A 14,314-nucleotide genomic window follows, 5' to 3' on the forward strand; every position below is an offset into this window, starting at 1 on the left:
GCAGGACGGCTAGCATGCCCGCGCCCCATGGAAACGCCCGTCCCCTCGCGTACCGTCACCGGCCGCATCGACGTCCACCCTCGCGGCTTCGGCTTCCTCGTCGTGCAGCCATCCGGTTCCGACGAGGTGCTCTCCGCCTTCATCCCGCCGCCCGAGCTCAACCCGTACCTCGCCGACGACGTCGTCTCCGCGACGGTGACGGCCTCGGCGGATGGCCGGTGGAGCGCGAGCGGTCTGTCCCTCCTCGAGCGCCCGCGCCAGGAGGTCTACGGCGAGGTGGTGCTGCGCAAGGGAGCGGTCCACCTGCGCATCGACCGCGACGTGGCCAACGGTGAATGGCCCCTGGAGACCGCGGGTGTCGAGGTGCAGCCCCATGACGCGGTGGTGGCGCGCGTCGCCGACGGTAAGGCCTGGCTGCTGCGCAAGCTGGAGCCGGGCGCGGACCGCTCGCTGGAGCGCATCATCGTGCGCCACGGGCTGCGCCGCGGCTTCGACCCGGAGGTCGAGGCCGAGGTGCAGCGGGTCCTCTCCGTGCCCCATGCGCTCGGAGGGCGGAGAGACCTGCGCCAGGTGCCTACCGTCACGGTGGACTCGGCCTCGACGCGCGTCATCGACGATGCCATCTCCGTGCTGCCCGCGGGGGGCGACGGGGCCCTGCGCCTGTTCGTCTCCATCGCGGACCCCGCCGAGTTCGTCACCGAGGGCTCGGCGCTGGATCGCACGGCGCGAGAGCGGGCCACCAGCGTGTACCTCGCCGGTGCCATGCTGCCCATGCTCCCCGAGGAACTCTCGGCGAACTGGCTCAGCCTGGTGCCCGGCGAGGACCGGCTGTGCCTCACGGTGGAGCTGCGCATCGACCCCGAGGGACGCGTCACCGCGGCGGACGTCTACGAGAGCCTCATCCGCTCGTGGGCGAAGCTGAGCTACACCGAGGTGGCGGACTACCTCGACAAGGGCGAGGTGTCCGAGCCGATGGCGGCGGTGCGCGAGGCGATGCTGTGGTTCCGCGCGGCGGCGGCGCGGCTGGCGGTGGCGCGGGCCGGGCGAGGCGGCATCGAGATGTCTCGCGACGAGGCCCGCTTCACCTTCGACGAGGAGACGGGCGAGGTCTCCGGCATCGAGGCCGTGCGGCCCACGACGGCGCATACCCTGGTGGAGCGCTTCATGGTCGCCGCCAACGAGGCCATCGCCGGCTGGCTCATCGATCGCGGCATCCCCGCCCTCTTCCGCGTCCAGGACGAGCCGGAGCCACGGCGGGTGGTGGACCTGGCCGCCTTCGCGCAGCACTCGGGCTTCGGCGCGGGCTTCGGCCGCAGGCTCACCCCGCTGGCGCTCGCCGCCTTCGATCGGCAGATCGCCGGCTGCACCGCGGAACCCGCCCTGCGCTCGGTGCTGCGGCGCTCGTTGGGGCCGTCGCGCTACACCGTGGTCCCGGCCATGCACTTCGGCCTCGCGGCGCGCGCCTACCTCCACTTCACCTCCCCCATCCGGCGCTACGCGGACCTCTCCGTCCACCGCGCCCTCAAGCAGTACCTGCGGGGCCGGCGCGACTTCGTGCACGAGGACCCCGCCGTCGAGCAACTCGGGGTGCACCTCAACGAGCGCTCCCGCACCGCCAGCCGCGCCGAGAAGGATCGCCACCGGGTGCTGGAGGCGCGGGTGATGGCCTCGCACGTGGGCCGGGAGTTCACCGGACGCATCACCCGGGTGAAGCCCTCCGGCCTGCTCGTCCAGCTCGACGGCCTGCTGGTGGAGGCCAACCTCCCCGCGGACGCACTGCCCGACGGGCCCTACCAGCCAGACCCTCGGGAGACGTCGCTCGTGAGCGCCACGCGCACGTTCTCCATCGGCATGCCGCTACAGGTGCGCGTGGCCTCCACCGACGAGCAGCACGGCCGCGTCGAGCTCGCGCTCGCCGGGTGAGTCCCCACCCGGCTCGCGTGGAGGGCCGGGTGGGGAGAGGGGGTTACTTCATGCGCACGGTGAGGGCGCCGGTGGCGGAGTTGTAGGTGATGAAGCCCTTCTGGAACTCGCTCTCGCGGCCACCGGTGACGGCGTACTCGTCGGACACCGGGTAGCCCAGCGCGCTGTTCTCCCACCCCAGCGACTTCCACTTCTCACGGATGGCGCCGTACACCGCCCACGCGCCCGTCGCCTGCGTCCAGTAGATGCTCCCCTCGATGGTGCCCTTGCGGAAGTGGTTGTAGCGGCCCACCCCGTCCGGCGTCTTCATCTCCCCCGTGATGGGGTAGCCCAGCGGACTCGTCTCCCAGCCCAGCGCCTTCCACTTCTCGCGGATGAGCCCGTGCACCTCCCAGGCTCCCGTCGCCTGCGTCCAGTAGATGCTGCCGCGCTCGAAGTGGTTGTAGCGCCCCACTCCGTCCGGCGTCGTCAGCTCGTCGGTGATGGGGTAGCCCAACACGCCCTTCTCCCAGTTCAGCGCCTCCCACCTGGCATGGATGCTGCCCAGCACCACGTGCGCGCCCAGCGCCTGCGTCCAGTAGATGCTGCCGCGCTCGAAGTGGTTGAAGCGCCCCACCCCGTCCGGCGTCGCCAGCTCTCCGGCCCGGCACGCACCCAGCAGCACGGGCCCGTTCACCGCGTCATACTTCGCCTTGATGTCTCCCTGCAGCACGCAACTGACGGGGCAGTTGTTGCTGACGATGCTCCTGGAGCCGTAGCTGCCGGGATAGGGCGCGAGCGACACGCCGTTGAGAACGATGTCCTGGCCCACGCCGTTGAGCAGCTGCTCGTAGTGGACGTGCGCTCCGCTGCTCGCGCCGGTGCTCCCCGTCACGCCGATTTGCTGGCCCTGCGCCACGTGGGTGCCGTTGGGCACCGAGAAGCCGGACAGGTGGAAGTAGTACGTCGTCCACCCGCCGCCGTGGTCGATCTTGATGTAGTTGCCCGCGCCGCCGGCCTCGTAGTGCCGTGTGGCGTAACCCGCCGCCGAGGCGAGCTGGGGCTGGCCGCTGGTGCCTCCACCATTCTTCACGAAGTCGAGCGCGCGCCGCACCTCGGCGCTGTGGTGGCTGTACGTCCAGGACTGCCCGCAGGGGAAGGGGGCCTGGAAGTAGGGCCGCGCCAAGGCCGAGGTGAGGGTCTCCTCCTGGGCGGGCGCCTCCTGCGTGGGCGCCTCCTGCGTGCCCTCATTCGGGGCCTCGGAACCGCAGCCGGTGCCGCTCAGCAGCAGCACCAATGACAAACCTGACAGCCACGTACGTGGATTCAGCATGCCTTCGACTTTCATGGGAATTTCCATCCTGTGTTGGGGGGCATTGCTACTTCATGCGCACGGTGAGGGCACCGGTGGTGGAGTCGTAGGTGATGAAGCCCTTCTGGAACTCGCTCTCGCGGCCACCGGTGACGGCGTACTCGTCGGACACCGGATAGCCCAGCGCGCTGTTCTCCCACCCCAGCGACTTCCACTTCTCACGGATGGCGCCGTACACCGCCCACGCGCCCGTCACCTGCGTCCAGTAGATGCTCCCCTCGATGGTGCCCTTGCGGAAGTGGTTGTAGCGGCCCACCCCGTCCGGCGTCTTCATCTCACCCGTGATGGGGTAGCCCAGCGGGCTCGTCTCCCAGCCCAGCGCCTTCCACTTCTCGCGGATGAGCCCGTGCACCTCCCAGGCTCCCGTCGCCTGCGTCCAGTAGATGCTGCCGCGCTCGAAGTGGTTGTAGCGCCCCACTCCGTCCGGCGTCGTCAGCTCGTCGGTGATGGGGTAGCCCAACACGCCCTTCTCCCAGTTCAGCGCCTCCCACCTGTCATGGATGCTGCCCAGCACCACGTGCGCGCCCAGCGCCTGCGTCCAGTAGATGCTGCCGCGCTCGAAGTGGTTGAAGCGCCCCACCCCGTCCGGCGTCGCCAGCTCTCCGGCCCGGCACGCCCCCAGCAGCACGGGCCCGTTCACCGCGTCGTACTTCACCTTGATGTCCCCCTGCAGCACGCAACCGGAGCCCCAGTTGTAATCGCTCCGGTAGCGGGTGAAGACCGCCGCCATGAGCGAGGAGCCGCCCACCGTGGACCTTCCGCATTGCATGGCATACGCGCCCACCCACGGGGTGTACGTGTAGAGCGCGGCGGTGGCCTTGTTGGCGGGCGTCACCGTGCAGGGATCCGACGTCTGCTTGGTGAGACCGACCTTCCACCCGCTGACCGTGGGCCGGCCCGCGTCCAGGTCCCTCAAGTAGCCCCGGATCTTCGCGGCCCCGCACTCCACCTGGTTGCCGAAGCCCGCGTAGCTCGTGTTGCAGCCACCACTGTCAGGGCAGCCGCAACCGGTGGCCTTGGCCAGGTTGGTCGAGGTCCCGCTCTGGATGAGGCTGGACTCGATCTGGATCCGCGCCAGCATGTAGAGCGGGCTGATGCCATGCGCCCGTGAGCGCTCGACGATGAGCGTGGCGGCCGTCTTGCTGCCCCACGCGGGATCCCTGTACCCCGCCAGATAGGAGCCCTTCTGCTGGAGGAACTGCTGCACCTGCGTGGTGGTGATCCAGCCGCCCCCGGTCAGGTCGGCATCCTCCATCAGCCGGTGCATGTCGTGGGTTCCGGCCAGATCGAGCAGCACCTCGCCCGTCAGCTCGTCCACGGGACGCGGTTCATCGGGACCACCGCAGCTGATGGCGGTCAGGGCACCACAGAGCAGCATCAAACGGCGCAACAAGCGCATGTGTCTTCTCGGGGGGAAGGGGGAAATGAAGGGGGTGGTGCGGGGTGGAGCACGGGGACGCCGGCCCTCACCCCGTCACTCCGCGCGCTACTTCATCCGCACGGTGAGCGCGCCGGTAGCGGAGTTGTAGGTGATGAAGCCCTTCTGGAACTCGCTCTCGCGGCCACCGGTGACGGCGTACTCGTCGGACACCGGGTAGCCCAGCGCGCTGTTCTCCCACCCCAGCGACTTCCACTTCTCACGGATGGCGCCGTACACCGCCCACGCACCCGTCGCCTGCGTCCAGTAGATGCTCCCCTCGATGGTGCCCTTACGGAAGTGGTTGTAGCGGCCCACCTTGTCCGGCGTCACCATCTCACCCGTGATGGGGTAGCCCAGCGGACTCGTCTCCCAGCCCAGCGCCTTCCACTTCTCGCGGATGAGCCCGTGCACCTCCCAGGCCCCCGTCGCCTGCGTCCAGTAGATGCTGCCATTCTGGAAGTGGTTGTAGCGCCCCACCCCGTCCGGCGCCGTCAGCTCGCCCGTGATGGGGTAGCCCAGCACGCCCTTCTCCCAGTTCAGCGCCTCCCACCTGGCGCGGATGGAGCCGTGCACCTCCCAGGCCCCCGTCGCCTGCGTCCAGTAGATGCTGCCGCGCTCGAAGTGGTTGAAGCGCCCCACCCCGTCCGGCGTCGCCAGCTCGTTCGTCACGCACCTGCCGAGGAGGCCCCCGGCTCCGCCAAGCTGGTTGTAGCGCGTGAGGATCGCCCCGCCCACCGTGCAGCCGCAGTGCGCGTTGGCCCGGTTGAGGTAGTCCGTCCAGGGCCAGTTGGCGCCGGGATCCGTGCGGTTGTACGGCTGGAGCTGGCCGTGCCCCACCACGTGGTAGCGGTCCCGCGGAATCCCGTGGTCCCGCGTCATGTCGCACAGCAGCCGGGCCGAGGCGTCGATCTGCGCCACCGGCCAGTTCACCGTCGACGCATACCCGCCGTGCTCGATGCCGATGGTGAAGTCGTTGGCGCTTCGCCCGTTCAGCCCGCACTCCGCGCCGCCGTTGTTGCTGCACTGGTAGGTGGCGCCGATGTGCCAGGCGCGGCTCCCATCCCGTACGAGCTGGCTGATCTCCCCACCGTCCTCGCGCACCACGTAGTGCGCGCTCACCTGCGACGTGCTGTTGGTCAGCCAGCTCCAGCACCCCGAGTAGCTGCTCTCACAGGTGTGGATGACCACCATCCTCACCCCCATGGGCCGGGCGTTGTAGTTGGGCGAGGGCCGCCAGATGGCCGGGGCGTAGTCCGGACCGGCGAGCGCCTGGCTCTGCTGGCCCAGCTCATCCACGGGCAGGCCCTGTCCACTGACGGCCCACTCCTTCGACAGCGTCCCCAGTCCCAGGCGAGCCACCCGGAAGACCTCGTTCTGGACGAAGCTGCGACGGCCCTCCTCGGACTCGATGCCGGACACCTCGGCCACCGCCGGCGCCCACTTGTCCGCCTGCGTCCGGTCGAGCCGCAGCGCCTCCGCGCGGTTCGACAGGAGCGCCGCCGCCGCACGCACGTTGGAGCGCGCGTCCTTCTTCGCCTGCTCCACCGTGACGCCGGACAGCTTCGCGCCCTCCTCGAGCACCGCGCCCGAGAGCGCCATCAGTCCGTAGACGGACGGGCGGCCCTCGAACTCCTCGGCGCCCTCCACCATCTGATAGCGCGTCTGCACGAACGAGATGGACTTGAGCAGCGCGGGCGGCACGTTGAACTCCTGGCCCGCCTCCCGGAAGAGCGCGTCGAAAGACTCGTCCTCACGGGCCGAGGCCTCCGTCGCCTTCACGTCCACCACGGCGGGGGCGTCGGACACCGGCTGCTCGTTCATGCCGCACCCCTGCGCCAGGGCCAGCGCGGCGGTGAGCATCAGAATTCCAGACCTGTTCTTCATCGATTCCTCCTGACGGCGTCACGCCGTGAAATGAGCCGCTCCGGGGCCGCGCGGATGACCGGGGCGAGGGGGAGCTCAACAGGAAGAGGCGGCGAGCCGGGCCGCATCTCAAGAATCGGTGAAAAAAGATAACGCGAGGATTTCCGGGCATCCCGCGCCCGGAGAATTTACATGGGGAACGGATTCTTCCGCCCGGTGGACGGTGGATGTCCGAGTGGGATTGAGCACGGGGACGGGCACCCTCACCCCGTCCCTCTCCCGGGGGGAGAGGGGAAATGGGCGGGGATATGGGCGGGGTGATGGACCGCTACTTCTTGGCGGGAGGGACGGTCTTTCCCGCCCGGCGCGCGAGCACTGCCTTCACGTCATCCAGCGTGATGCCCAGCGGCCGCACCGCCACCAGCACGTGGTAGAGCACGTCCGCCGCTTCCTCCGTCGCGCGCGCCTTGTCCCCATCCGCGCACGCCGTCACCAGTTCCGCCCCCTCCTCGCCGATCTTCTTCAGGCGCAGGTTGCGGTCGTCCAGGAGCCGCCGCGTATAGCTCGGCTTCTCTCCCGGCTCCGGCGCCTTCGCCGCCCGCTGGGTGATGGTCCGGTCCAGCTCGACGAGCGCGTCCACCGGACCGATGTCGAAGCAGGTCTCCGCCCCGGTGTGGCACGCCGGGCCCGCCTTCTCCACCCGCGCCAGCACCGCGTCCCCGTCGCAGTCCGCCGACAGGGAGACCACGCGCTGCACGTTCCCGCTCGTGCCGCCCTTGTGCCACAGGCCCCGCGTGCGCGAGCGGTAGTACATCTCGCCCGTCTCCAGCGTCTTCTCCAACGCCTCGCGGTCCGCGTGCGCCACCATCAGCAGGTCGCCCGAGTGCGCGTCCTGCGTCACCACCGTCACCAGCCCGTTGCCCTTGGTGAAATCCAGCTTCGACAGGTCCAGCATCATGCCCTCTTGGCGCCCAGCAGCTCGCGCACCTGCTCCGCGAGCGCCGCGTTCGTCGCGATCGCGTTGCCGCCGAACGAGGTCCTCGTCCCCGTCCAGTCCGTGAATATTCCGCCCGCCTCCTCGATGATGGGCTGCAGCGCCGCCGCGTCCCACGGCGACAGCACCTCGTCGATCATCGCCTCCGCCCGCCCCGTGGCCACCAGCAGGTAGCCGTAGCAGTCCCCCCACGTCCGGGCGATGGACGCCTTGGCCGTCAGCGCCCGCCACTTCGCTCCGCGCTCCGGGTGCGCCTGGAAGCGCTCGTCCGTGGACAGCACCACCGCCCGGGACAGCTCCGCCTCGGCCGACACCCGCGTGCGCTTGCCGTTCCACCAGCACCCCTGCCCCGGCGCCGCCACCAGCATCTCCCCCACGGGCGGGAAGTACGCCGCGCCCGCGAGAATCCGCTCGCCCTCGGCCACCGCCACCAGCGTGCCCCACAGCGGCACGCCCCGGATGAACGTCTTCGTCCCGTCGATGGGATCCAGAATCCACCGGCGCTTCGCTCCGGCCCGCGTCTCGCCGAACTCCTCCCCGAGGATGCCGTCCTCCGGGAAACGGGCTTCAATCCACTCGCGCGCCGTCTTCTCGGCGGTCCGGTCCGCCACCGTCACCGGCGTGCCGTCCCCCTTGGTGTCCACCGTGACGCCCTGGCGGAAGTAGCCCAGGGCCACGTCGCCCGACTTGCGCGCCACTTCCTCCGCCGCCTGCATCAACGTCTGCGCATCCATTCAGAGGCTCCTGATCCCGAGGCCGCTCTTCTGGAGCAGCTCCTTGATCGCCCCGACGGTGGTGACGCCGTCGTGGAGGATTCCCGCCACCAGCGCCGCCTCCGCCTTCCCCTCCCGCAGCGCGGCCAGGACGTGCTCCGCGTTGCCCGCACCACCCGAGGCGATGACCGGAACGTCCACCTGCTCGGCGATCGTCCGCGTCAGCTCCAGGTCATACCCCGAACGGGCCCCATCCCGGTCAATGCTCGTGAGCAGGATTTCACCTGCCCCACGTTTCACGCACTCGCGCGCCCACGTCACCGCGTCCAGATCCGTGGCCTTCTTGCCGCCGTGCGTGTACACGCGCCACCTGTCGCCGTCCCGTTTGGCGTCGATGCTCGCCACCACGCACTGGGCGCCGAAGCGATCGGCGCACTCGGTGAGCACCTCCGGGCGGGCCACCGCCGCCGAGTTGAGGCTCACCTTGTCCGCGCCCGCCCGCAGCGCCCGGCCCACGTCGTCCACCGTGCGCACGCCGCCGCCCACCGTCAGCGGGATGAACAGCCGCTCCGCCGTGCGGTGCACCAGCTCCCACAGCGTGCCGCGCTCCTCGTTGCTCGCGGAGATGTCGAGGAACGTCACCTCGTCCGCCCCCGCCTCCTCGTAGCGCATGGCCAGCTCCACGGGGTCACCCACGTCCCGGAGGCCCTCGAACTGGACGCCCTTCACCACGCGCCCACCCTTCACATCCAGACAGACGATCAGCCGCCGCGTGAGCATCTACTTCACCTCCAGGGCGACCGCGCCCTTCGTGCTGAACACCACTCCCGAGTCCACCATCGCGTCGCGCAGCGCCATGCCGAGCGCCTTGAAGGCCGCCTCCGTCACATGGTGGCTGTCCTTGCCGCGAAGAATCCGCAGGTGCAGCGTCACCCGGGCGTGCTCGCAGAACGAGCGCATGACGTGCTCGTACAGCTTGTTGCGCAGCGGGCCCCGGTAATAGAAGCGGCCGGCCACGTCGATGCAGGCCTGCACCAGCGCGTCGTCCATGGGGATGGTGCGCTCGCCGTAGCGGGCGGCCGTGGCGGGAATCACCTTCTGCACCGCCGTGCCCAGGGTGATGGCCACGTCCTCCATGAGGTGGTGCCGCAGATCTCCCCGGGCGTGCAGCGTCAGGTCCAGGCCCGCGTAGCGCGCGAAGGTGGACAGCATGTGATCGAAGAAGGGCAGCCCCGTGTCCACCTTGGCGACGCCCTTGCCGAGGGCGATCTCCACCGTGACCTTCGTCTCCTTCGTCTCGCGAACGATGGTGGTCATGCGAACTCCCGCGCCACGCCGGTGGCGTCCAGCTTGCCCGTGTACAGCGCCATGCCGATGACGGCCCCGAAGGCCCCCACCCGCCCGAGGGCCCGCAGGTCCTCCACCGTCGTCACGCCGCCCGAGGCGAACAGCGGATGCCGGCTCGACCGGGCCACCTCCTCCATGAGCGGCAGGTCCACGCCCTCCATCTGCCCCTCCTTGTGCACCGCCGTCACCAGCAGGCCACCCAGGGCCAGTGGATCCAGCGTCCGCAGCACATCGCCGATGTCCTGGGCGCTGCCCGCCGTCCAGCCGCGCGTCACCACCTCGCGGCCCTTCACGTCCGCGGCCACCACCACCCGGCCCGGGAAGCGCTCGGCCACCTCGCGCAGCCACGCCGGATCCTCGATGGCCTTCGTGCCCACCACCACGTAGGAGGCCCCCAGCGCGAGCACCGCCTCCGCCTTGGCCGTGCTCCGCACGCCGCCACCCACCGAGAAGGTGAGGCCCGGCTCGTGGGACAGCAGCTTCCCGATGGGGCCCTCGTTGGAGCCCTTGCCGAGCGCCGCGTCCAGGTCCACCACATGGAAGGTCTTGAAACCGTACGAGCGCCAGCGCGCGAGCGCGTCCAGCGGATCCTTCACCCGCACCCGCTCGTCGGCGTAGGAGCCACCCACGAGTTGCACGCAGGCGCCCTCGCGCAGGTCGATGGCAGGAATGGCGATCACTTGCGCACCTCCTCGAGGAAGGCCTGCACGAAGCGCACGCCCGACGCCGAGGCTCTTCTCCGGGTGGAACTGCACGCCGAGCACGTTGCCGCGCCGCACCGCCGCGGGGAACCGGTCTTCCTCGTGCGTCGTCCAGCCCACCACCACGCCGGACTCCTCGGCGCGGCAGACGAAGCTGTGCGCGTAGTAGACGCTGCCCAGCTTCGCGCTCTTCAGGGCGGTGTCCTCCTCCACCGAGTTCCACCCGATGTGGGGCACGCGCCGGGTGCTCAGCTTCGTCACCCGGCCGCGGAAGAAGCCCAGGCCCCAGCCTCCCCCCTCGTCGCTGGTGTCGAACATGAGCTGCATGCCCAGGCAGATGCCCAGGCACGGCAGGCCGTCCTCCAGCGCCTGCCGCATCTGGTCGCGCCCAGGCTCCATCCGGGCCGCCGCCGCGCCGAAGGCACCCACCCCCGGCAGCACCAGCACGTCCGTGTCGATCGCCCGGATCGGATCCTCCTGCACACGCACCTCCACGCCCGGCGCCGTGGCGAGCGCCTTGGCCAGCGAGTGCAGGTTGCCCGCTCCGTAGTCGAATAGCGTCACTCTCACCGCAGCGTCTCCCGCAGCGCACCGAGCGCCGCTTCAATCTGGGTCCACGGGGCGCAGCCGATGCGGAGCGCGTCCCCGATGCCCTTCAGTCCCTGGAATGCACGAACGTTCACGTCCCGCTGCCGCATCCGCTCCGCCACCGCGGGGGCGCCGGGCAGCGGCACCATCACGAAGTTGGCCTCGGACGGCAGCGTCTTCAGCCCCAGCGTCTCCAACTCGGCCACCAGCCGGGCGCGGACGGCCAGCGCCTCCTCGGCCCGGGCCTTCATCCACGGCACGTCCTCGGAGAGGGCCGCGGCGGCCATGCGCTCGGACAGGCCGGCCACCTTGTAGGGCCCGCGAGCCTTCTCCACCTCGGCCACCAGCGTGGGGGGGCCCACCGCGTAGCCCACCCGCATGCCCGCCAGCCCGAAGGCCTTGGACATCGTGCGCGCCACCAGCACGTTGGGGCGGCTCGCCAGGTCCAGGTGGCTCTCCCGGGCGAACTCGGCGTAGGCCTCGTCGAGCAGGACGATGCCGGGCGCGTGGTCCACCAGCCGCTCCAGCGCGGCCCGCGAGGCCGGTGTGCCCGTGGGGTTGTTGGGCGAGCACACGTAGATGAGCTTCGCCCCGGTGGCGAGCAGCCCGTCCACGTCGATGTCGAAGTCCGGCTTCAGTGGCACCGCCGCGCCCCGCACGCCGTTCACCTTGGAGAGGTACGGCATCATCACGAAGGTGGGGTCCGGGAAGGCGAAGAGCTCGCCCGGCTCCAGGAAGGCCCGCACGGTGCTGTCGATGACGTCATCCGAGCCACACCCGGTGGTCACCCACGAGGGGTCCACGCCCGTGTAGCGGGCCACCGCCTGCTTGAGGTCCGGCGCGTAGCCCACGGGGTAGCGGCTCACCTGGGTGGTCACCGTCTCGCGCAGGACGCGCTCGGCGGCCGGGGGCATGCCGAAGAGGTTGGTGTTGTCGCTCAGGTCCACGCCGCACTTCACCTTGGAGGGCGAGTACAGCGGGATGTCCCGGTAGGAGGCGCGCGAGGGCAGGCTCATGACTTCCTCCAACCGCGAGCGGCCTCGGCGTGGGCGAAGAGGCCCTCGCTGTCGGCCAGGAGGCCCACGTCCTCGGCGAGCCGGGCCGCCGCGTCGCGGGTGACGCGCTGGTACGTGGTCCACCGGAAGAAGTCGAGCACGCTCAGCCCCGAGTACGCCCGGGCCAGGCCCGCGGTGGGCAGCACGTGGTTGGCGCCCGTCATGTAGTCGCCGTAGGCCACCGAGGCGAACTGGCCCACGAACACCGTGCCCGCGTTGCGCGCCTTGGGCAGATCCTGCATCGGCGACGTGGTGGCGATGAGCAGGTGCTCGGGGGCGAACTCCGCCACGAAGGGCCAGGCCTCCTCCAGCGTGTCCACGCTCAGCACCGCGCCACGCTCGCTCAGGGCCTTGAGGACGATCTCCTGGCGCTTCGCCCGGGCCGCCGCCCGCTCCACCGCCGAGGCCACCGCCTTGGCCAGCACATCGCCCACCGTCACCGTCACGCAGCAGGCATCCGGATCGTGCTCGGCCTGGGCCAGCATCTCCCGCGCCACCGCCTCCGGGTCCGCCGAGCTGTCCGCCACCACGAGGATCTCACTGGGCCCCGCCGGTGCGTCGATGGCCACCGCGTCCACCACCTGCAGCTTGGCCGCGGCCACGTAGGCATTGCCGGGGCCGACGATGCGATCCACCCGGGGCACGCTCTCGGTGCCGTAGGCGAGGGCCGCCACCGCCCCTGCCCCGCCGAGGGCGAAGACGCGGTCCGCACCGGCCAGCGCCGCCGCCGCCAGCACGCCCTCCGAGGGCTTCCCATCCGGGCCCGGCGGCGAGCAGACGATGACCTCACCCACGCCGGCCACCTTCGCGGGCACCACGCCCATCAGCACGCTGCTCGGGTACACGGCGCGGCCACCCGGTGCATACACGCCCACGCGCCCGAGCGGATCCGGCCGGCGCCCCACGATGATGCCCGGCTCCGTCTCCACCTCGGTGGCCTGGGGCTTCTGCGCCGCGTGTGCCTTGGCGATGTTGCGCGCCGCGCGGGTCAGCGCCTCCTTCAGCTTCGGCTCCAGCGAGGCCAGCGCCGCCTCGCACACGGAGCGCGGCACCTCCAGGGATTGCAGCTCGGCGCGGTCGAACTCGCGCGCCATCTCGCGCAGCGCCTTGTCTCCGTCCCGCCGCACGCGGGCGATGAGGTCCGCGGTGCGTTGGGCGACGCGGGCATCCGACGTGCCCGTGCGATCCACCAGGCGGCGGCGCGCCTCGGGGGTGAGCGCCTGGAGGCGTCCCCGGTATTTGATCAAGGCGGGGTTCACGGCATCAGCCTCTCGATGCGGGTGACGAGGATGCCCTCGCAACCCAGGCTCTTCAGCGCGGCGATGGTGCGGTAGATGCTCTTGGCGGGCACCACGGCGTGCACGGCCACGAAGTCACCGCCCTGCACGTCCACCACGGTGGGGCCATTGAGGCCCGGGAGCACCTCGCGCACGCCAGGCAGCACGCGGCGCGGCACGTTGGCCATCAGGTAGCGCTTGCCCCGGGCCGCCAGCACCGAGCTCAGCGCCTGCCGCAACTCCTCCAGCTTCGCCGCGTCCTCGGGCGGCTGATTCTTCCGGGCGATCAGCCGCGCGCTCGACTGGACGACGGTCCCCACCTCGCGCAGGCCGTTCATCTTCAGCGTCGAGCCCGTGGACGTCAGGTCCACGATGATGTCCGCGATGCCCAGGTGCGGGGCGATCTCCGTGGCGCCCGACACCGGCACCACCGTCACCTTCTGCCCGCGCTTCTCGAAGAACTCCGCCGTCAGCCGCGTGAAGGACGACGCCACCCGCACCCCGTCCCGGATGTCCTCGAGCTTCTGGATGCCGCTCTCCTCGCGGGCGGCCACCACCAGCCGGCACCTGCCGAACTCCAGGTCCATCAACTGCTCCAGCTCGCGGCCGGACTCACACACCAGGTCCCACCCGGTGACGCCCGCGGCCGCCGCGCCATCGGCGACGAACTCGGGGATGTCCTGGGCGCGGACGAAAATGGCCTCGAACTCGCCGCCGAGCGACGCGGTGAGGGCTCGTTCTCCTCTGACCTTCACTTCCAGGCCGGCATCGTTGAACAGCTCGCGGACCTCTTCGGAGAGGCGGCCTTTGTTGGGCAGGGCGATCTTCAGCATCGTGGGTACCTGAGAGGTGGGCGGACGGGCGCGGAAACGGAAAAAGCCCGTCCTGGGTGGGACGGGCTTCCGTTCACTGCGGCGGGTGCATCGGGGGGCGTCTTCTTACGCGTCAACCCAAGCATGCGCACGGCGAGCGGTCCCGTCGGGGGGCCGATGGTGATGCGCATGGTGATGGTGGTTGGACGAGAAACGCACGGGACCCCTTAAGTAACGGAGACACCCCCGTCCCGTCAACCCGGCCTTCTC

General features: G+C 70.6%; 12 protein-coding genes and 1 pseudogene. 1 reads left to right on the plus strand and 12 read right to left on the minus strand.

Annotation, left to right across the window (positions count from 1 at the left end):
* Positions 1-27: 27 nt before the first annotated feature.
* A complete protein-coding gene (locus ACN28I_RS09465; protein ID WP_420941744.1) occupies positions 28-1,923 on the plus strand; it encodes a ribonuclease R family protein in 1,896 nt (631 codons plus the stop codon).
* Between the two features lie 43 nt (positions 1,924-1,966).
* On the opposite strand, the gene ACN28I_RS09470 is transcribed toward ACN28I_RS09465, so the two are convergent.
* The 12 genes and pseudogenes from ACN28I_RS09470 to hisG all read right to left on the minus strand — a co-directional run bounded on the left by ACN28I_RS09470 (position 1,967) and on the right by hisG (position 14,065).
* On the minus strand, positions 1,967-3,250 hold the full coding sequence (locus ACN28I_RS09470; protein ID WP_420941745.1) for a peptidoglycan DD-metalloendopeptidase family protein: 1,284 nt from the start codon (positions 3,248-3,250) through the stop codon (positions 1,967-1,969).
* Between the two features lie 31 nt (positions 3,251-3,281).
* Positions 3,282-4,673 (minus strand): LGFP repeat-containing protein, encoded by a 1,392-nt coding sequence (locus tag ACN28I_RS09475; RefSeq protein WP_420941746.1) that lies wholly within the window; start codon positions 4,671-4,673, stop codon positions 3,282-3,284.
* Positions 4,674-4,760: 87 nt separating this feature from the next.
* Positions 4,761-6,578: an N-acetylmuramoyl-L-alanine amidase gene (locus ACN28I_RS09480; RefSeq protein WP_420941747.1), complete on the minus strand. Its 1,818-nt coding sequence runs from the start codon at positions 6,576-6,578 to the stop codon at positions 4,761-4,763.
* Positions 6,579-6,885: 307 nt separating this feature from the next.
* Positions 6,886-7,515 (minus strand): bifunctional phosphoribosyl-AMP cyclohydrolase/phosphoribosyl-ATP diphosphatase HisIE, encoded by a 630-nt coding sequence (hisIE, locus tag ACN28I_RS09485; protein WP_420941748.1) that lies wholly within the window; start codon positions 7,513-7,515, stop codon positions 6,886-6,888.
* Complete coding sequence (hisN, locus tag ACN28I_RS09490) at positions 7,512-8,285, minus strand: histidinol-phosphatase (RefSeq protein WP_420941749.1); 774 nt, start codon at positions 8,283-8,285, stop codon at positions 7,512-7,514. The genes hisIE and hisN overlap by 4 nt, the downstream gene beginning before the upstream one ends.
* A complete protein-coding gene (hisF, locus tag ACN28I_RS09495) occupies positions 8,286-9,044 on the minus strand; it encodes an imidazole glycerol phosphate synthase subunit HisF (RefSeq protein WP_420941750.1) in 759 nt (252 codons plus the stop codon). It lies immediately after the preceding gene.
* A complete protein-coding gene (locus ACN28I_RS09500) occupies positions 9,045-9,581 on the minus strand; it encodes an imidazoleglycerol-phosphate dehydratase (RefSeq protein WP_420941751.1) in 537 nt (178 codons plus the stop codon).
* Positions 9,578-10,291, minus strand: coding sequence for a HisA/HisF-related TIM barrel protein (locus tag ACN28I_RS09505; protein WP_420941752.1), 714 nt, complete (start codon positions 10,289-10,291; stop codon positions 9,578-9,580). Before ACN28I_RS09505 ends, ACN28I_RS09500 begins: the two co-directional genes overlap by 4 nt.
* Positions 10,288-10,882, minus strand: a pseudogene (gene hisH / locus ACN28I_RS09510) (imidazole glycerol phosphate synthase subunit HisH). The gene ACN28I_RS09505 and the pseudogene hisH overlap by 4 nt, the downstream one beginning before the upstream one ends.
* Positions 10,879-11,916: a pyridoxal phosphate-dependent aminotransferase gene (locus ACN28I_RS09515; protein WP_420941753.1), complete on the minus strand. Its 1,038-nt coding sequence runs from the start codon at positions 11,914-11,916 to the stop codon at positions 10,879-10,881. The pseudogene hisH and the gene ACN28I_RS09515 overlap by 4 nt, the downstream one beginning before the upstream one ends.
* Entirely contained in the window at positions 11,913-13,214 is a 1,302-nt protein-coding gene (gene hisD / locus ACN28I_RS09520; RefSeq protein WP_420941754.1) for a histidinol dehydrogenase, read from the minus strand. The genes ACN28I_RS09515 and hisD overlap by 4 nt, the downstream gene beginning before the upstream one ends.
* A complete protein-coding gene (hisG, locus tag ACN28I_RS09525; protein WP_420941755.1) occupies positions 13,211-14,065 on the minus strand; it encodes an ATP phosphoribosyltransferase in 855 nt (284 codons plus the stop codon). The genes hisD and hisG overlap by 4 nt, the downstream gene beginning before the upstream one ends.
* Positions 14,066-14,314: the final 249 nt, after the last annotated feature.

Source organism: Archangium gephyra (assembly GCF_049060025.1).
GTDB lineage: Bacteria > Myxococcota > Myxococcia > Myxococcales > Myxococcaceae > Archangium > Archangium gephyra_A.